Source organism: Lysinibacillus sp. NPDC086135, assembly GCF_044746345.1.
Lineage (GTDB): Bacteria > Bacillota > Bacilli > Bacillales_A > Planococcaceae > Lysinibacillus.
Window position 1 is genome coordinate 139,921 of sequence record NZ_JBIVCA010000008.1, and the last position, 18,655, is coordinate 158,575.

The 18,655-nt window shown below is 36.1% G+C and carries 17 protein-coding genes; 3 read left to right on the forward strand and 14 right to left on the reverse strand.

Annotation, left to right across the window (positions count from 1 at the left end):
• Window positions 1–52 precede the first annotated feature (52 nt).
• On the reverse strand, window positions 53–943 hold the full coding sequence (locus ACIPKN_RS12405) for a PhzF family phenazine biosynthesis isomerase (RefSeq protein WP_400936399.1): 891 nt from the start codon (window positions 941–943) through the stop codon (window positions 53–55).
• Between the two features lie 291 nt (window positions 944–1,234).
• On the opposite strand from ACIPKN_RS12405, the gene ACIPKN_RS12410 reads away from it, so the two are divergent.
• Entirely contained in the window at window positions 1,235–1,603 is a 369-nt protein-coding gene (locus tag ACIPKN_RS12410; RefSeq protein ID WP_400936401.1) for a hypothetical protein, read from the forward strand.
• Between the two features lie 452 nt (window positions 1,604–2,055).
• On the opposite strand, the gene ACIPKN_RS12415 is transcribed toward ACIPKN_RS12410, so the two are convergent.
• The 11 genes from ACIPKN_RS12415 to ccpN form a co-directional block, all read right to left on the reverse strand.
• On the reverse strand, window positions 2,056–2,592 hold the full coding sequence (locus tag ACIPKN_RS12415) for an NADPH-dependent FMN reductase (protein WP_400936403.1): 537 nt from the start codon (window positions 2,590–2,592) through the stop codon (window positions 2,056–2,058).
• Between the two features lie 183 nt (window positions 2,593–2,775).
• A complete protein-coding gene (locus ACIPKN_RS12420; RefSeq protein WP_400936405.1) occupies window positions 2,776–3,024 on the reverse strand; it encodes a DUF2164 domain-containing protein in 249 nt (82 codons plus the stop codon).
• 348 nt (window positions 3,025–3,372) lie between these two features.
• Window positions 3,373–3,597, reverse strand: coding sequence for a hypothetical protein (locus ACIPKN_RS12425; RefSeq protein ID WP_323653497.1), 225 nt, complete (start codon window positions 3,595–3,597; stop codon window positions 3,373–3,375).
• A 15-nt stretch (window positions 3,598–3,612) separates the two neighbouring features.
• Window positions 3,613–4,734: a Nif3-like dinuclear metal center hexameric protein gene (locus ACIPKN_RS12430; RefSeq protein WP_400936407.1), complete on the reverse strand. Its 1,122-nt coding sequence runs from the start codon at window positions 4,732–4,734 to the stop codon at window positions 3,613–3,615.
• 1 nt (window position 4,735) lies between these two features.
• Complete coding sequence (locus ACIPKN_RS12435; protein ID WP_400936409.1) at window positions 4,736–5,428, reverse strand: tRNA (adenine(22)-N(1))-methyltransferase; 693 nt, start codon at window positions 5,426–5,428, stop codon at window positions 4,736–4,738.
• 182 nt (window positions 5,429–5,610) lie between these two features.
• Window positions 5,611–5,958 carry a c-type cytochrome gene (locus ACIPKN_RS12440; protein WP_400936411.1) on the reverse strand — a complete coding sequence of 116 codons (348 nt, stop codon included), beginning with the start codon at window positions 5,956–5,958 and terminating at the stop codon, window positions 5,611–5,613.
• Between the two features lie 446 nt (window positions 5,959–6,404).
• Window positions 6,405–6,968: a hypothetical protein gene (locus ACIPKN_RS12445; protein WP_400936413.1), complete on the reverse strand. Its 564-nt coding sequence runs from the start codon at window positions 6,966–6,968 to the stop codon at window positions 6,405–6,407.
• Window positions 6,969–7,271: 303 nt separating this feature from the next.
• Window positions 7,272–8,399 (reverse strand): RNA polymerase sigma factor RpoD, encoded by a 1,128-nt coding sequence (gene rpoD / locus ACIPKN_RS12450; RefSeq protein ID WP_049663796.1) that lies wholly within the window; start codon window positions 8,397–8,399, stop codon window positions 7,272–7,274.
• A 32-nt stretch (window positions 8,400–8,431) separates the two neighbouring features.
• Window positions 8,432–10,264 carry a DNA primase gene (gene dnaG / locus ACIPKN_RS12455; RefSeq protein WP_142509875.1) on the reverse strand — a complete coding sequence of 611 codons (1,833 nt, stop codon included), beginning with the start codon at window positions 10,262–10,264 and terminating at the stop codon, window positions 8,432–8,434.
• Window positions 10,265–10,469: 205 nt separating this feature from the next.
• The gene (locus ACIPKN_RS12460; RefSeq protein WP_142509854.1) at window positions 10,470–11,282 is read right to left on the reverse strand and encodes a pyruvate, water dikinase regulatory protein; all 813 of its coding nucleotides are present in this window, start codon (window positions 11,280–11,282) and stop codon (window positions 10,470–10,472) included.
• A 19-nt stretch (window positions 11,283–11,301) separates the two neighbouring features.
• Window positions 11,302–11,934, reverse strand: coding sequence for a transcriptional regulator CcpN (ccpN, locus tag ACIPKN_RS12465; protein WP_142509855.1), 633 nt, complete (start codon window positions 11,932–11,934; stop codon window positions 11,302–11,304).
• A gap of 452 nt (window positions 11,935–12,386) precedes the next feature.
• Here ccpN and ACIPKN_RS12470 point away from each other — a divergent pair, with 452 nt between their 5' ends.
• On the forward strand, window positions 12,387–13,772 hold the full coding sequence (locus tag ACIPKN_RS12470) for a glycine--tRNA ligase (RefSeq protein ID WP_142509856.1): 1,386 nt from the start codon (window positions 12,387–12,389) through the stop codon (window positions 13,770–13,772).
• A 50-nt stretch (window positions 13,773–13,822) separates the two neighbouring features.
• On the opposite strand, the gene ACIPKN_RS12475 is transcribed toward ACIPKN_RS12470, so the two are convergent.
• Window positions 13,823–15,568: an HD-GYP domain-containing protein gene (locus ACIPKN_RS12475; RefSeq protein WP_400936416.1), complete on the reverse strand. Its 1,746-nt coding sequence runs from the start codon at window positions 15,566–15,568 to the stop codon at window positions 13,823–13,825.
• A 710-nt stretch (window positions 15,569–16,278) separates the two neighbouring features.
• Between ACIPKN_RS12475 and ACIPKN_RS12480 the strand changes: the two genes are divergently transcribed.
• A complete protein-coding gene (locus ACIPKN_RS12480) occupies window positions 16,279–17,700 on the forward strand; it encodes an S-layer homology domain-containing protein (protein WP_400936418.1) in 1,422 nt (473 codons plus the stop codon).
• A gap of 40 nt (window positions 17,701–17,740) precedes the next feature.
• Here ACIPKN_RS12480 and recO read toward each other — a convergent pair whose 3' ends face one another.
• On the reverse strand, window positions 17,741–18,535 hold the full coding sequence (recO, locus tag ACIPKN_RS12485) for a DNA repair protein RecO (protein ID WP_400936420.1): 795 nt from the start codon (window positions 18,533–18,535) through the stop codon (window positions 17,741–17,743).
• Window positions 18,536–18,655 lie beyond the last annotated feature (120 nt).

An 18,655-nucleotide genomic window follows, 5' to 3' on the forward strand; every position in this document is an offset into this window, starting at 1 on the left:
AAAAAGGGGCCGCTTCTTAAGTAATAAAAATGTTTTTTAGCGGCCCTCTTTTTTATATTTGCACATTTAGCTCCTTCACATATACAGCGGTTCCTGAAATAGAAATAGTCAATTTGCCCTCATCATTTTTTACATGTACATGCACACGCCCATCCTTCCCAAGCTCCTGCCCTTGTTCAATAATTAGTGTCTTCGGCAATTGTGCTTGTCGATCCAAATACTCTGCAAAATATGCTCCCATAACACCAGAGGCTGTACCTGTAGTTATATCTTCAATTGTTCCAGAATAAGGTGATGAAAAATGTCGTGCGTGCATATCTGCATACTTATCAAATGCCTCTAAGCAAAAAGGATGCACGGATGCTTTTGGCATTTCTTCAAGGACATCCGGAAAATCTGCAGTTTGCGGAGTCATTTTTTCAAAGTATGATAAATTTATTATAGGTACTAGCAATGTCCAAATTCCTGTACTTCCATAGACTATCGGTAATTCAGGATGTATCGCTTCCTCTGTTAGTCCAATAGATTGTGCAAGCTTAGTTTTTGAACCGTTAAATGCTTTAAATTGAGGTGCTGCATGCTGCATAGTCATATGAATTTTCCCTTTTTGTTCTTTTATCTCAATTGGGAGAATTCCTGCTTTCGTGTCAATAGTCAGTTTTGACTTATCTTTTAGTAAACCTTTTGTTTTTAGTGCATATATCGTTGCCATTGTTGCATGTCCACATAAATTCATCTCATGCCCTGGCGTGAAATAACGTATACGTAAATCTGCTTTATCCGATTTTAACGCAAAGGCAGTTTCATTGAAGCCCACTTGCTTAGCAATAGCCTGCATTTCTAATTCACTAAATTGATCTCCCTCTACGACGACACCTGCTGGATTTCCCATATTAGGTATCGTGCTAAACGCATCATAATGATGGACGGTAACCATTTTCATTTTCTTTTCCCTTCCTTTTATAAAGTCTAATGGAAGCCAGGTACAATAAAGGCTTATTTCAACTAGCGACTTGCTTTTTCTCCTTAATACTACCATTTACTCAATATAATTTACTATATTCCACTTTATTCTTTATATCTACATTTTATGGCTACATAATATCCTTGCAGTATAAAATACTTAATTTTTAACAAATGAATTTACATAAATAGATAATTTTTACAAGTAATATATTTACTTTATAACCACATTAATGTAATATAACTATTAAATACATAGGAGGTGATAGTTATGAAAAAATTAGGACATTTGGTTTTAGCAACTACTTTGGCATTAGGAGTATTTGGTTTAGGTAGTAATACTGCGTATGCAGCCCCTTTCGAAAATGCTGTAGTAAATATTGATGGTCTTTCATCAAACCAAACTAGAGCTATAACAGCGAATGGACAAGGTAGTATTAGTGTTGTAAATACAGGTAAAGTTGGTATTGGTTATGTTCTTAAGAAAGATGGCGTGAACATTGGTCCGGTTATAGGTTTAGCTGCAGGAGCTTCTACTAATTATCAAGTTCCAATGACTAAAAATGCTAAATATACTTTAGAGCTAACTTGTTTCTCAGGAACTAGCTGTTCTGGTATGGGTGTAATATCTAATTACTAAGAATCTAGTAGTCCGGTTCCGTATACGGCGGTTTATATCAAGCTTGTAGACTTTTGAGCCCTTAATGATTCCAGTATTGTTAAGGGCTTTACTTAATTTAAGCTTTTCGTATTCACTAATACCCTTTGCAAGTATTTTCCCATTCATAGGCTTAATAAGGTATCCTTATCGAATAAGCTTTCTTATTCTTGTCCTAGATTTCTTCCAAACCTCCCATAAGTACATACTAAATATTCTCCTGACCTATCCGTTAGCGATATTAGATTGGTTTCGTGAACCACACCATTCGATCAAGTAATGATTCAATATTCCACGTCACTACGCACACCCTTGCTATTGGCTCACCACTACTTATGTCTTCATGACTCAGGTATAACCACCTATAGATTGCGCCCGTGCTGCGCATAAAAAAAGCAATATGCATTTATTACTATGCATACTGCTAAAGGTAATTATCGAATTGTTTTTAATGCCGTTGACCAAGGGATAAGTTGATCTAGCATTTGATTTACTGAATCTGCTTGCACATCCTTTGGTTTAAATACTGTGCCGTTTTCGAAATCTGTAAATAATGATAAAGCAGGATGGACGCGAACATCTGCAACTAATAACTCACCAAGAATTCCACGTAAATGTTCAGCAGCTCTTGCTCCACCAACAGAACCGTAAGAAACAATACCCGCCGCCTTATTATTCCATTCCACGCGTAAGTAGTCTAATGCATTTTTTAATGCCCCAGTAATAGAATGGTTATACTCTGCAACGATAAACACAAAGCCATCACATGCAGCAACTTTTTGTGACCATGTAGCTGCTCCTGAAGCATCTCCGCCTGGCTCACCTAGAAGTGGTAGTTTATAATCTGCAATATCTATAATTTCATATTCCGCATCACCACGTTTTCCAGCGACTTCCTTTACCCATTCGCCCACTTGTGGACTTAAACGACCTTCACGCGTACTCCCTAAAATTACCCCTATTTTCAACATGTTGTTCCTCCTTCATTCATCCCTCAAATTGTGACCGAATCATTCATTTAATACTAAAAACGGTTCTCTTAGCCATGTTGGACAAGGTTAATGAAACCATGTTTTTTACTTCGAATTAAATTATCTTTAATCCAAGATAAAAATATCATATATTTATAAAAATTTCCAGTTATTTAATTCAGATTAATTTATTTTAATCGGTCTTTCTAATGCTGCAAGTTCATCCTCAATCGATGCATATTGTCTTTCTACAACATATTTTGCATCCGAGATAGCCGCATTATAAATATGTGGAGCAATATTTTCCTTTATAAAGTCTAATATTCTTTCTGCTTCAAATTCTGTAATATCCTCATCACGATTGTTGTAGAAAAATCGTTGAATATCAGCGATTATTGTTTCCTGTTGTTCTTTTGTTAAACGAATAAACAATTCAATGCTCTCCTCTCATTCCAATATACTCACCTATCATAACACTCTCAAATTAATCTATGCATACACAAAAAGAATGAATTATATTAACTATAGCCTTTGTATAGTGTTGAAAAATAAATTAGTCAAGAAAACTTCGGTGAATGTGTAAATAAGGAGGACTTACTTATCTGTGCGAAAGCAAAGCGACAGCTACAAAGCGCCCAGCTGGAACGGAAATCAGCCCCTATTTTTGCCGAAAATCATACTTTATTTAATAGGACACCTTAATTTTCTTTGACACAATAGTTTTTCAACAACACAAAAAGACTGAATTATATTTAGTACGATAATTCAGCCTTGTTTTTATTACTGTTTACATTTAAATGAATAGTTTGTTGATAGAAAATTCTTTTCCTTTGAGACGATGGCTTCTCCACCGTCTTTTTCGCATTGCTCTGTCATAGTATCAATTTTTTTGGCATTCATCGTATTCGTCATTAATGTCAAACCTATCCCAAACACAGCAATCAGCAAACCAACCATCATCCATAACTTGCCGGCCTTATTGCCGGCAGGTCTTTCATTCGCCATAGATATTCCCCTCTCTTACACGAATAAAAACGGTTCTGTATGAATAGTAGATTGTACAAATTCAACAGAGTATTTTTTATCCTCACACATTCTTGCCATCTTTTTAGCTACTCCTGCAATCATCACTTTCTCCACATGATGTCCTGGATCTACGATTTGTAGACCAATTGCTTGAGCGTCCTGTGCAGTATGGAAATACATATCTCCTGTTAAAAATACATCTGCCCCAGCACGTTTCGCAGAATAGATATATTTATTGCCGTCGCCACCGACAAGCGCAACTTTTTTCACCTTCGACTGTAAATCACCAACAACACGGACAGCGGGTACGTCTAGCTGCTGTTTGACGAATTGCGTAAATTCATGAAGAGTCATTTCTTGTGGTAAATAACCAACTCGTCCTAAGCCCATTACATTCGTTTGCTGGTCTAAGCGAATGATATCATAAGCTGGTTCTTCATATGGATGTGCGTTTAACATTGCCTTTAATACACGATTTTTTATAGATTCCGGAAATACAACTTCTACCTTCACTTCTTCTTCAACATGTAATTCACCAATAGAGCCCACATGTGGATTCGCACCTTCTAGTGCACGGAAACGCCCCTCTCCTAATGTAGTATAGCTACACGCTTCATAATCTCCAATACGACCTGCTCCTGCCTTTGCTAATGCCTCACGTAAATCATTGGCATTTGTAGTCGGTATAAAAACTGCTAGCTTCAACATATTTTCCGCATATGTTTCTTCTAAAATAGAACGGTTTTCAAGCTGTAGAGCATCCGCTAGTAAATCGTTAACACCGCCTTCAGCTACATCTAAATTCGTATGTGCAGCATAAACGGCAATATCATTTTTTATTAGCTTTTCATATAAACGCCCAGCAGGATTGTCCGTACGAATATTCGAAAGTCGTCTGAAAATCGGTGGATGATGCGCTATTATTAGCTCACATCCTTGAGCAATAGCTTCCTCAGCTACTGCTTCATTAACATCTAATGTGACTAATACTTTACTGACAGGTTTATTTAATGTACCGATTGCAAGACCAATTGGGTCATTTTCCATACATGCTAGTTTTTTAGGCGACCATGATTCGAACAATTGTATAATTTCCAGACCGTTAACTGTTTTCATCTCATAGAACCCCTTCCACTAAATTGAGTAGAGCTACTAACTCTGCACGTTTTTCATCAATTTCAGGTGTTTGATCTGCCCCTTCAATGGACTTTAATACACGCTGCCAATTTTCTTTTTCACGTGACCATTTTTTTATAAATGATGGTGATTTTCGTTGCATTAATTTCGGACCAAATAAAATTTCCGGTTCCGATAACGTCATTGTGCTTCTTTGCAAAACAAGAATTTCATAAATTTTTTCGTCTTCCTCTAAAATTTCTTCGTCCTGGATTGCCCAATTATTTGCTAATGCCCATTCGCGAATCACTTTAGCATGAATATTTGGTTGCAAAATAAGCCTTGTTACCCCTTGCAATTTTTCAGGATGCTTCTCCAAAATGGAGACAATAAGAGGTCCACCCATTCCAGCAATAGTAACTGTATCTACATGGTCAGCTTCTTCAACAGCCGCTAAGCCATTCGCGAGTCGTACTGTAATTTTTTCTGTTAAACCTTCCTTTTGCACTTGTCCAACTGCTGATTCAAATGGTCCTTTCACAACTTCCCCTGCTATTGCGTAAGAAGCAATACCTTTATGAATTAAGTAGCATGGCAAATATGCATGGTCGCTGCCAATATCGGCTACAACTGCACCAGAGGGTACATATTTTGCTACTGTTTCTAATCGCTTTGATAATTTTTGTGCGTTCATTTATTTTTACCGCCTGTCTTAAATAGTGTTCTTTCTTAGTATGTATGATGTCGTGAAAAAAAACAAATGGAGTTGACTCAAATTTTGAGCAACTCCATTTTTATTTAACTGAAATGAAGATAAATAAATTGTAGCTGTACCGATTACGATTAAACGCTTTCAGTACAGCTACTTTTTTTAGACTATTTTAGAGTTGAAATGTACTTAGCGATTGCTTTCGCTTCCGCTTCGTTTTTCATACCAGGCGTCATTGGAGTTCCTGGGATTCCGTTTGTTAAAACATCTACGATACGAGCTTCATCTTTGCCATGTAAGTTTGGACCAAAACCACCACTTAGGTCATTACCATGACAACTAACACAAGATTGTACTAATGCAGAGTCATCAGTAGCTTCTGTTTTTTCGCCACCACCCTCTTTTTCAGCAGCGATTTCCTTTTTATTCTCTGCGCCCATTAAAGACATAAAGAAAATAAGACCAATACCAAATGCTAAAATTAAGATGTAAGGAACGACTGGATTGTTTTTCATATGTTTCCCCTCCTCATTGTAAATCTACTTCTATGATAATATAGAATCAGTCAACATCTAATATTGTACTTCATTAACCATGAAACGAAAAGCCTATTCGCTAAGTTTTCCTTTGTTTGTAACAATTTCGACATTTCTGTAACTATTGGATAAAATATGTCTTGAAATCCCCAATATTTGGACTACATTTGGACTATCCATTATCTTCTGAACGACTTCTTTACACGCTGTTATCTTTCCTCTCTTTGTACAGTCATATACCAAGAAAATCAAAATTTCTTTATGTAATAATCCATTAGCTAAATAAGCTATACGATTATAGTCTTCACCAACAGAGTGTAGGCTCAATTACAGACACAATTTTAAAACAAAAAAGAATCCGTTAGCTATTAGAAAGCAAACAGATTCTTGTCTTTGTCAGCGAAACTATTTTACAAAATGAGTTCCTATAATAAGTTTATGATATAATAGCTAATCAATGCCAGTAAACCTAGGACACCTGAGACCGTAAAATAAAGTAGCTTCATTTTTAAACCTGACCAAAGCCAAACCCCGCAGTTTGCTGCAATCAAGCAAAACAATGCAATATTATTGCCATTAAAATATGTAGTGTAAATTCGAATAGACATACTAAATAATAAAACAGCACCCAATAAATGGAAAACAGGGGCTAAAAGATCATTTTTTCTTGCCATTCGAAATGCCGTCAAAAATAATATCACCGCAGCTATTCCAACGACAACCGTTAAAATTATCATTAAAGAAGATATTGTAAAATAAATAGACAGCAACGTAATCATTGCAATACATATACCTGCAATTATAAGTAGCAGCCTTCTCTTTTCTGAAGGTAATATAGCCTGTTTATGGTGTACTGGTTCTAACTCCTCTATATCTGACCCTTCTGCATATAGAGCCGCTAAAAAATCGCAGTAATGCTCTGGTAATAGTTTATTTTGCTTCCAAAACAAAATCTCATTCAAAATTATTTTTTTTCGAGGATTTGTCATAGTATATACTCCAAACATTGCTTAATAATGGTTGTTATTACAATTTTATCTTAAAATTTTTAATAACACATCTGTATAAAGTAGCAAAAATAATCAAGATTGACTCATTCTAATTACTCGCTATAACATTTATCGAAAAAATATTTACTATGTTTAGTATGTTCTAGGGAAAATGATGAAAATTTTGCGCGGGTATTTACTTTACGTTCACAGGTATTCTCCTATTTCATGCGAATATAATAGTAGCCTAAAAAAGGGCTATCCAATTAGTGATTACTAATTAGATAGCCCAACTTTTTATCTTTATTCTAAGAAGTCTTTTAAACGTTTGCTGCGAGAAGGGTGACGTAGCTTTCTAAGAGCCTTAGCTTCAATTTGGCGAATACGTTCACGTGTTACACCAAATACCTTCCCTACCTCTTCTAATGTACGTGTGCGACCATCATCTAAACCGAAACGTAAGCGCAGGACATTTTCTTCACGGTCAGTTAATGTATCTAGCACATCCTCTAATTGCTCTTTTAACAATTCATAAGCTGCATGGTCAGATGGAGATTGAGCTTCTGAATCCTCAATAAAGTCTCCTAAATGTGAATCATCTTCTTCTCCAATTGGTGTTTCAAGAGATACTGGTTCTTGTGCAATTTTTAAAATTTCACGTACTTTTTCAGGTGTTAAATCCATCTCCTCACCAATTTCTTCCGGAGATGGCTCGCGACCTAAGTCTTGTAGTAATTGGCGTTGTACACGAATTAATTTATTAATTGTTTCTACCATATGCACTGGAATACGAATTGTACGTGCTTGGTCCGCAATTGCACGTGTAATCGCTTGGCGAATCCACCATGTTGCATAAGTGGAAAATTTAAAACCTTTACGGTAGTCAAATTTCTCAACTGCCTTGATAAGACCCATATTCCCCTCTTGAATTAAATCAAGGAATAGCATTCCACGGCCAACATATCGCTTTGCAATCGATACAACAAGACGTAAGTTCGCTTCAGCTAGGCGTTTACGTGCTTCTTCGTCACCTTGCTCAATACGCTCAGCTAAAGCAATTTCTTGCTCGGCAGAAAGTAAATCAACTCGACCAATTTCTTTTAAATACATACGTACAGGGTCATTTATTTTAACACCTGGTGGTACACTCAAATCATTTAAATCAAAAGTCTCTTCGTTTGCTTCTTCTTTCATTAAGCTTTCTTCTTCAAACTCTTCTTTTCCAATGATTTGAATGTCTTTAGCCTTTTCAAGATCCTCAGCAAAGTGGAAAATCTCTTCGTTCTCCAATTCATAAGGCGCTAGTTTCTCTGAAATTTCTTTCATAGAAATTTCACCTTCTGTTTTTGCTTTTTCTTGTAGTATTTTTTTTGCTTCATCTAATGTAATTTCTACTTCTACCTCTTTTGAACGTTCTGACTTGTCCGCCATAAACCTTCCTCCTTCTAAACAACCGAATCGGGTTAAATCGCCGATAACGATTTTCTTAAATGAATAATCTGTTGGGCGATTTCAAGTGCACGCGCATACTCATGCATCTTCTCCGCTTCCTTTGACTCATGCATCTTTTGTTGAATTTCTTGCTCAATTCTATATTTTTGCAGCTGACGTATTGAGTCTGTGACCTCTGCATCTGCTTGGTCGGGATCTCTTTCCGCTAAAGCTGCTTCCATTACAATCTTGCGTAATTCAGCGTCATCTAATATCTCAACAAAACGTTGATAATCAGGATGACCATATTCCTCATAAAATCCTACTAAGCGAACAAAAACTGCCATATAAGCATCTCGTACAAATGGATCTTTTTGCTCACTACGTAATACCCTGTCCACTACATCTATATTATGAAGCATATGAGCCAGTAATAAACGTTCGGCACGTTCAGCTGCGTCCATAGGCTTATGTTGCTGAGTGACCGGCATCGAAGGCGTTTGAACAGGCATTTCTACTTTTGCAGAACGAACCTGATTGGCCTCTAGCTTTCGGAATTGAGCATAAATCGCTTCTTCCGAGATGTTTGTTTCTTTCGATAGCTGTCTTATATACAAATCTCGTTCAACTGGTGATGATCTACCTACCAGTTGTTCAAGAACTTCTTGAATATATTGAAGCGTATCATTTTCAAACTGAAAGTTCTTATTTCGTCTAGCATGCATCATCATAAAAGCAATATACGCATGAGGGTTTTCCAAAATTTGTTCTTTAAATGCTTGTCCACCTAAACTACGAATGTATTCATCGGGATCTAGCTTATCTGGTAACACCGCAATATTGACTTTCATACGTTCCGTTTGAAGTAACTGTGCTGCTCTTTTCGCCGCATCAAACCCAGCATTATCACCGTCATAGCAAATGGTAATCTGCTCTACTAAGCGCTTTAGCTTTGTGATATGCTGATTCGTAAGCGAAGTGCCCATTGTTGCTACAGCATTCGTTACACCCACAGAGGTTGCTGCTAAAACATCCATAAATCCTTCCATCAATACTACTTGACGATTTTTTCTAATCGAGGTTCGTGCTTTATCTAGGTTATATAGCACTTCACTCTTTTGAAAAATTGGTGATTCTGGACTATTTAAATATTTTGCCTCTTCACCAGTAGATGTAAGGATTCGTCCTGAGAATGCTATAATCTTTCCGTTCTCATCACGAATGGGAAACATAATACGCCCTCTAAAACGATCAAAATAGCGTTCTTCCCCTTCACGCTTGATTACTAAACCACTTTCCGCGATTTCTTGTAAATTATAACCTTTTCTTTCAAGCAATATCGTTAATGCATCAAAGCTTGGGAGAGACCATCCAATGCTATTAGATTCTATAAGTTCCCTTGTAAATCCTCTTTCTAGCAAATAATTTAAAGGTTCTTCACCATCTTCGGTATTTAACAGTAAATGATGAAAAAAATCTGCTGCAAAAGCGTGAGCTTCTTTCATCCTTTCTTCCGCTTTAGATACCTTTTTCGTTACTTCAGGTAAACTTGGCCCAATATCTAACTGTATGCCAACACGTTCACCAAGTTTCACGACAGCGTCAGGAAAAGAAATACCTTCTATATCCATTACAAAAGTAATAGCATTACCGCCTGCACCACAACCAAAGCAATGGAAAATTTGTTTGTCTGATGACACAGAAAAAGATGGCGTTTGTTCTCCATGAAATGGACAGAGCCCAAACCAATTGCGCCCACGCTTTGTAAGCTGCATGTATTCGCTTATGACATCAACAATCTCCGATTGTGAGCGAATCTGTTCAATCACTTCTTCAGGAATCTTCCCTGCCAAATCCATCACCATCTTTAAATTACGTTCTAAAACACAATTCGCTATCCGATTTAAAAATCCTTTATTTCTCGACAAAAAAATAGGATTTTTCTCTTAATAAATATTTTTACCACAATTTTATTATTATAAAACAAAAATTAGTTTTTATCTATACTATTTTCAAAACGGACTCAAAAAAACCGCCTCTCACATGAGGTGGTTTATCATCATCCGTTTCTTATTTACAGTTCAAGATATGCTCAATAATGACGTTCGCTGTTTCCTCAACAGCTTTGTTTGTCACATCAATAACCTTACAACCGATTTTAGCGACAATTTTTTCAAAATGTTGGATTTCTTCTAATATTCGATTATGCTGCGCATAGATAGCATCATCATTCAATCCAAGAGACATTAGTCTCTCTTTTCTAATTGAGTTTAATTTATCAGGAGAAATAATTAAACCAAAACATTTTTTCGGATCAATTTGTAATAGTTCTTCTGGTGGCTCCACTTCTGGTACTAAAGGTACGTTCGCCACCTTATAGCGTTTATGTGCTAAATATTGTGATAACGGTGTTTTAGAGGTACGTGAAACACCGACTAACACAATATCAGCCTGTAAAAGACCACGTGGATCTCTACCATCATCATATTTTACTGCAAATTCAATAGCCTCTATTTTTTTAAAATAATCATCATCTAGCTGGTGAACAATTCCTGGTGCTTCTAATGGGAATTCTTCCACAAATGTTGTCATTGTTTTTAAAGCAGGCCCTAAGATGTCGACAGCATAGACATTTTCTTGCTCACACAGTTCATGTAATAACGATCGCATCTCCTGGCGAACAAGCGTGTACACAATAAAAGCATTCTGTTTCGCTGCAAGGCATACAATTTTCCGAATGAGCTCCTCTGATTGTATATGAGGAAAACGGCGAATTACTGTGTTTTCCAAACTAGGTCGAAACTGGCTAATAACCGCTTTCGCGACTTGATCACCAGTTTCACCGACTGAATCAGATACAACAAAAACCCGTAGTCTTTTCATGCTGCTCTCCTTCAAATATTTAGTCATTCTGTGCCAGTGATAAGAAAGCTCGTGTAATCGTCGTTTTTGTAAGACGACCAACGATTTTCAAACCACCTTCTTGTGGCTCTACTACTGGTAGCGAATCAACTTCTCGTTCAATTAGTTTATTCGCTGCAACAACTAAAGAATCTGCTCTCTCACAGTACGAAATATTTGGCATTCGTGTCATAATTATATGTACAGGAATTTTGTTTAAATCCTGCGTGCCAATACTTGTTCGTAGTAAATCTTTTCGAGAAAGTACCCCTGTCAAAAACTCATTTTTATCTACGACAAAGAGTGTTCCAACATCCTCTGAAAACATGAAGCAAATCGCATCGTAAACAGTCATTGTTTCCGGTACAACAACTGGTCCTGAATGGAAATCTTTCACTTTTAAATTGTTAATACTATCCGTCAATGTAACGGATGTTTTTTTACCTGAATAGAAATAGCCAACACGAGGTCTAGCATCTAAAAAGCCCGCCATTGTGAGTATTGCTAAATCTGGTCTTAAAGTTGCTCTTGTCAGATTGAGACGTTCTGCAATATGTTCGCCTGTGATTGGGCCGTTTTCTTTCACAATTTGTAAAATGTCTTCCTGACGTTTATTGAGTTCGATTGGACTCACCGCCTCAAATCTAATAGTGTTATACTTATGCTCAATTATTATATACTATTTTAATAATTATTGCGAAGAAAAGAACTACATGCTACAATATTGACACATACGCTTGCTCTAAATGTATTTTCGAGCGATTTGCGTTTTATAGGCGATGATGGGAAAAAAGTATCTGTTCCACTTTAAAGCGAGTAGAAGATGGTGAAAGTCTACATAGTAGCAGAGAAAAGGCACTCCTTGAGCTAACTTTTTTGAAAAGAGGTTTTAAACAACGCGTTTAAAACAATCAGGGTGGAACCGCGGGTTTTAGCACTCGTCCCTGGGCATTCATTGTGCCTGGAGACGGGTGCTATTTTTAATTTAGTCCTACCTAAATTAAAAAAATCTCTAGCGAATTGTATAAATTCGCTAAAACAAAATCAATGTTCACTCTGTGAAAACTATGAAGGAGGCTATTTTTTATGGCAAACAAATCAATGGAAACAATCGTATCTTTAGCGAAGCATCGCGGCTTTGTCTTCCCTGGTTCTGAAATCTACGGAGGCTTAGCAAACACTTGGGATTACGGTCCGCTAGGTGTTGAATTAAAAAACAATGTTAAAAAAGCGTGGTGGCAAAAGTTTGTCCAAGAATCAGAGCACAATGTTGGAATAGATGCTGCAATTTTAATGAACCCAAAAGCTTGGGTTGCTTCTGGTCACGTTGGCAACTTTAATGACCCAATGATTGATTGTAAAGCATGTAAAGCGCGCCATCGTGCTGACAAAATCATCGAGGACGCTGCGCTAGCAAAAGGCGATGAAATCATTGTCGATGGTATGACATTTGATCAAATGAAAGAAACGATGATTAAGTATGACGTAGTGTGCCCGGATTGTGGTAAAGCTGATTTTACAGATATTCGTCAATTTAATTTAATGTTTAAAACATTCCAAGGTGTAACAGAATCTTCTACTAATGAAATTTATTTACGCCCAGAAACAGCACAAGGTATATTCGTGAACTTTAAAAACGTACAACGTTCAATGCGTAAACGTACACCATTCGGTATTGCTCAAATCGGTAAATCATTCCGTAACGAAATTACACCAGGTAACTTCACTTTCCGCACACGTGAATTTGAACAAATGGAACTTGAATTTTTCTGTAAGCCTGGCGAGGACCTTGAATGGCACGCATATTGGAAAGAATTTTGTAAAAATTGGTTATTAAATTTAGGCATGAAGGAAGATTCTATGCGTCTTCGTGATCATGAAGACGACGAATTGTCTCACTACTCAAATGCTACAACTGATATTGAATTTAAATTCCCATTCGGTTGGGGCGAACTATGGGGCGTAGCGGATCGCACAGATTTCGATTTAAAACAGCATATGGAGCATTCTGGTGAAGATTTCACTTACATTGACCCAGTCTCAAACGAACGTTATGTTCCATATTGTATCGAGCCTTCTTTAGGTGCAGACCGTGTAACATTAGCATTCCTTTGCGATGCTTATGACGAGGAAGAGCTTGAAGGCGATGATAAGCGTACAGTTTTACGCTTCCACCCTGCTCTAGCACCATTTAAAGCTGCGGTCCTACCACTTTCTAAAAAACTTTCGGATGAAGCTACAGATGTTTGGGCAGAGCTTCGTAAATCTTTCCCAGTTGACTTTGACGAGTCACAATCAATCGGTAAACGTTACCGTCGTCAAGATGAAATTGGTACACCATTCTGTATCACTTACGATTTTGACTCAAAAGAGGATGGTCAAGTTACAGTGCGTCATCGCGATTCAATGGCTCAAGTTCGTATGCCAATTACAGATGTTAAAGCATACATCGAAAAACATCTTCAATTCTAAAATTCATCAGTATATAAAGAGGGAGTCGCATTTTAAGCGACTCCCTCTTATTATGTCTTTAATAATGAAAACAAGCGCTCTTGCATCTTCTCCTCAAATGAAAACTTTTTCATATTCATGCCTACTAAGCTTATAAGTAGTTCCTCAATATCTACAAGCGAATAAAAAAGGAATGTTCCTTCTCGCATCGGGCGAACTCTCTTATCAGCTGTCAGCTCTTCCCCAATAAAGTAAGCTACATTTACGTTACAATGTTCCATTAATTGCGTAATGCTCTGGTCATCATCTGGATTAATAAAGAACGGCACAATTTTATCAATATACAAAATACTTTGCACAAGTTTTATAAAGAAATTTTCACGTAGTGAAGTTTCCACAACTAATACTGTTGTTTTCTCATGCTGATAATCCATATACAATATATGTAATTGCTCTTCTAATAGTTTCTTTAATATAGTAATAGAGTTCCTATATTTTTTCAAATCTATTTGAATCTCCCTTGTTAATAAACGTAGAATTCGAAAGGCAGGTAAAAATATTTTTAAAATAATTTCTTTAGGATGTAAATGATCTATTAATTTATTAAAGTAGACTCTTAAGCCATTTTCGTCACAACGAATTAATTGTTCTATAAATAAATTAAAAATTTCTTCAAAGCTGTTAGCACGATAATCAATCATTTTCGCAATTTTCACATTATAATTTAAAGGTAAAATCATTGACTTTTGTTCATCCAACAACTTAACTTTAGGTAACGTTGGGAATAAATCATAGACAAGTTCTACTTGTGCACTTCGATTATCAGATAATTGAACGACCGAGTTGACAGGATAAATCCTTAAGCACTCTACAAATTTGTGCATAAATTTCTCGTTATATAAATGTCGATCACGATATAAAACAGCTAATGCATCTGTTGCAGCATATCCCGAATGATATACACGCTTTGATGTCATAGCTGAATAAACATCTATTATTTGCAGTAATTGAACTCCCTCACGCATATCATCCTCACAAAGCTGATTCGGATAACCTTTACCGGCAAAGCGTTCATGATGATCACGTGCTAAATAGGCAATATCCTCTTCCCCATTTTCTATGAGCAACTCGTAACCTTTAGTCGTATGAGTTTTAACAATGTCAAACTCATCTTCTGATAATTTTCGTTTTAAATTTAATATTTCTTGCGGGATAAACACCTTCCCAATATCATGGAACAAATAGCCCCTTGCTAGCGTTACAATATCCGTTAAACCTAAATAACGTGCAAAGATAGTACCTAAAACGAAAACATCAAACGAATGAACAAAAGAATACTCATCCCATTCCTTTAATCGCATAAGTAATTCATAGCGATGTTTTTTTTCTAAAATTTGTTCAAAAACACCTTGTACATAAGTAGTATCTTGGATACTTTTTAAAATTTGACCATAGCGCAATTCATGCACAACATTCTCTAATGTAGTCATAAAAAGGTTATTCACCTTATCTTTATACTCATCTACCTCATCCTTTTTATCGATAAGTGGTGCAAATATATCCCAGCAATCCCTTGTATGCTGCATACTTAAATCATGAACAATTCGGACTGAATTAGTTGGTAAATAGACAGATAGTTTGTCTACTTTTCTAAGCTTAAGTAAAGCAATAATTCGTTCCGTTAAAACTAAATCTTTTTTAGCGAGTAAACGATAATCAGAAAAAATATCTTCAGCTAAAATATCATTGGCTTCAACTTCATCAATACTTAACGTCACTTTTCTTAGCATATTTTCTGCCACATATGCAATATCCAAGCATCATGTGACTCCCTCCTTCTTCGATAGACTGCGTTGTTCATCAATTATGCCTCGGCATAATTGCGTCTGGAGGCTTTAACTTCTTTCAACGGATGTTTGGACTTACGCTGAAAGAAGTTAAATATCATCTATATTATTTACAATATCATAGATTAAAATGCCTTTTCAACTATTTTATGGTATACAAATGAATAGTTACTACTATGTTTATGTTAAAAACCATTCCAAAATTAGTAATTTATATCTAACTTATTCTTTTAACAACAGCTATTAACAACAATAAAAAAGATATAAAATCCTATACAATAGAACTAAAAGCGCATTTTTATAATTTATAGTTAAATTTATATCACAAATAATATTTTCTGTAAATTACAAAAAAACACTCATTTTGTCCTAATATTACTAGCAAAAATCTCACATTACTATCTCATCACCCAAAAATCCTATATACCATTCAATAAAATACGTCCCAGTCGATAAGGAAATAATAGCCATTACTCGTTGATGAACAAGTATTTTATCCATGTTAATTTTTAACATCATATAATTCCCTCTATTCTCATCTTCATCATTTTGATATAAATAAAGTATTATAGTTAATCTTAAATGTTAAATAACAATAATTTAACAATCCATAGAGATTCCAACCTATTTAACAGGATGGTCCTAGCTATAAATTTTTTATGTACTTTGGAGGAATTTTTTTGAAAAGCAATCGTTTTTATCACATCGCAATGGCATCAGCACTAGCAACAAGCGCTATTGTCATTGCACCCCCAGCACATGCTGCATCGGTATTCTCCGATGTGAAAAATGTGTCATCTGAAGAAGGTCAAGCTATTATTAACTTAGCTCAACGTGGCATTATATCAGGCTACCCCGATGGCACTTTTAAACCTGAGAATTCAATTACTCGTACACAAGCTGCGAAAATTTTAGCTGGTATGTTAAAGCTAGATACGGTTCATGTAAAAAATCCAAATTTTAAGGATATAAAACCCGGCGACGCAAATTATGGCGCGATTGCTGCTTTAGCAAATGCAGGTATTATTAGCGGAACCAATGGCTATTTCAACCCAACTAAAAATATTACACGTGGACAAATGTCAAAAATGATTGTGAAAGGTTTTAAATTACCAATTACAAACGGCATTTACATTCCTTTTGATGATGTCAACGAAGGTAGCGAATACGAACCATATATAAAAACACTTTTTGCCAATAGCATTACAATAGGTACAACGCCTACTACCTTCGGACCACAAACTAATGTAAAACGCTCCCAGTTAGCACTTTTTGTTGTACGTGCTGAAAAAGCTCAAGGCAACGTCACAGTTTTTGCTAGCCAATTTAAGCAAGACTATATCTTTGCTTCTTATGGCGGCATTAATCCTGCAGAGGATATCTTTACATGGGTTGAAGATGAAGAAGATTATATGACAGAGTCCATTACAATTAAACCGCTAAAAGAAGGTACAGGAAAATTAGTTATTACGGGCTTTAAAGAAGATACGGAAGAATTTATCGATGTCTATTACTTAGTAAATGTGAAGAAAGTAAACGGAAAGCTACAAACAATGCTTCAAAAAGTGAAAGAAGAGGATTATGCAGAAAACTTACCGCTCAACTTAATGGAAAGTAATTTAAAATTTGTTCCTACTAAGGTAAGTATTCAAACTGCAGATGGTCAAGCTTTATCTCCTGAATTATATAATTTTAAATCAACGAATAATTCTGCTACACTTTCTATCTTTAAAAATGGTCAATATTTGCTTACTTTCACTAATGGTACTCAACAACAAACAATGGCTGCTGATGTCAATACATATGATTTCGTGCGTAGTATTGATTTGTATCAAGTTACAGATGAGTTAACGTTTTCAAGTAGCGATCTATCGTTCGAGCCAACACATGTTGCCTTAGAAAAATTTAATTCTGAGCCAGCAGCTGTGAAAGCGACAATAAAGGATAAGAAAGTAAATGTTACACTATTAGCAGAAGGTACATCTATTTTACATATAACAGGTAAAAATGGTGAAACTGCTTATCTATATATTGATTTTCTAAAAATCGCTAATAAATGGGTTGCTTCTTACGAGTTCATGGAAGATCCAGAAGAATATTAATATATTGTAATGTAAAAAGTAAAATGCCAGAAGATCAATATTATTGGTCTTCTGGCGTTTTTTCTTGATCAGTACTCGTTCTTAACTGAAATTCAGGCGTTCTTTCAAGCTGTTCAATAAATTTTTTAGTCTTAAAACGAATTCCTGTTTGTTCTTCGTAAATGGTTGTAATTATTTTTTTAATAAAATATTTGGTTTCCTTTTTTAATTCTAATTTCCCAATTTGGTCAATCGGTACAGTATAGAACATTCGGATAAGCTTAAGCTGAGTCGGTGTTAATCGAATGATATAAGGATCATGATGATAACAACGATGACACAAAAAACCTCCCTGCACAAAAGAAAATGCAAATTCACCGTCTACTGCTCCACAAGTAGCACAAGCATGTAATATAGGCTGCACACCTGTATAGGGTAGCATCTTCCATTCAACGAACAATGTAATGGCCTCCGGGTCGTAACCTTCCTCAATTGCTTGTAATGCTTGAAGGAGCACATCAAATGCAAGTGGCTCTGGTTTCCCCTCTTCTACTACACGTTCGACAAGTTCCATTATATAACTTGCATAGGCCGTTGCCATTATATCCTCACGAATATGACGCATTGAATTTAGATGCTCTCCTTGTTGCAATGTCCCCATACCGGTATGATGCTGTACCATAAACATGCCATACGTAAATGGCTGTGTCACAGATGCTAACCTACTGGAAGGCTTCTTCGCTCCTCGAGCCATTGTTGCAACCTTTCCTGCTTCTCTTGTTAGTAATGTTACAATTTTATTTGATTCTCCATAGGCACGCACCTTTAGGACAATTCCTTCCCATTTATGAAGCATCGATCCTCCTCCTTTCTACAAGCTTCGCAATCAATTATGCCTCGGCATAATTGCGTCCGGAGGCTTTAGGACAACAAATGTTTTTTGTGCGCTAGCGCAGTGCTAACGTAGCGACAGCAA

What these genes read in the sequence shown, in the direction of transcription:
- ACIPKN_RS12405 (WP_400936399.1), bottom strand. Translation starts at nt 943, where the DNA reads ATGAAAATGGTTACCGTCCATCATTATGATGCGTTTAGCACGATACCT.
- ACIPKN_RS12460 (WP_142509854.1), bottom strand. Translation starts at nt 11,282, where the DNA reads ATGAAAAGACTACGGGTTTTTGTTGTATCTGATTCAGTCGGTGAAACT.
- dnaG (WP_142509875.1), bottom strand. Translation starts at nt 10,264, where the DNA reads ATGGTGATGGATTTGGCAGGGAAGATTCCTGAAGAAGTGATTGAACAG.
- ACIPKN_RS12430 (WP_400936407.1), bottom strand. Translation starts at nt 4,734, where the DNA reads ATGAAAACAGTTAACGGTCTGGAAATTATACAATTGTTCGAATCATGG.
- recO (WP_400936420.1), bottom strand. Translation starts at nt 18,535, where the DNA reads ATGCTTCATAAATGGGAAGGAATTGTCCTAAAGGTGCGTGCCTATGGA.
- ACIPKN_RS12415 (WP_400936403.1), bottom strand. Translation starts at nt 2,592, where the DNA reads ATGTTGAAAATAGGGGTAATTTTAGGGAGTACGCGTGAAGGTCGTTTA.
- ACIPKN_RS12440 (WP_400936411.1), bottom strand. Translation starts at nt 5,958, where the DNA reads ATGAAAAACAATCCAGTCGTTCCTTACATCTTAATTTTAGCATTTGGT.
- ACIPKN_RS12425 (WP_323653497.1), bottom strand. Translation starts at nt 3,597, where the DNA reads ATGGCGAATGAAAGACCTGCCGGCAATAAGGCCGGCAAGTTATGGATG.
- ACIPKN_RS12410 (WP_400936401.1), top strand. Translation starts at nt 1,235, where the DNA reads ATGAAAAAATTAGGACATTTGGTTTTAGCAACTACTTTGGCATTAGGA.
- rpoD (WP_049663796.1), bottom strand. Translation starts at nt 8,399, where the DNA reads ATGGCGGACAAGTCAGAACGTTCAAAAGAGGTAGAAGTAGAAATTACA.
- ACIPKN_RS12470 (WP_142509856.1), top strand. Translation starts at nt 12,387, where the DNA reads ATGGCAAACAAATCAATGGAAACAATCGTATCTTTAGCGAAGCATCGC.
- ACIPKN_RS12435 (WP_400936409.1), bottom strand. Translation starts at nt 5,428, where the DNA reads ATGAACGCACAAAAATTATCAAAGCGATTAGAAACAGTAGCAAAATAT.
- ACIPKN_RS12445 (WP_400936413.1), bottom strand. Translation starts at nt 6,968, where the DNA reads ATGACAAATCCTCGAAAAAAAATAATTTTGAATGAGATTTTGTTTTGG.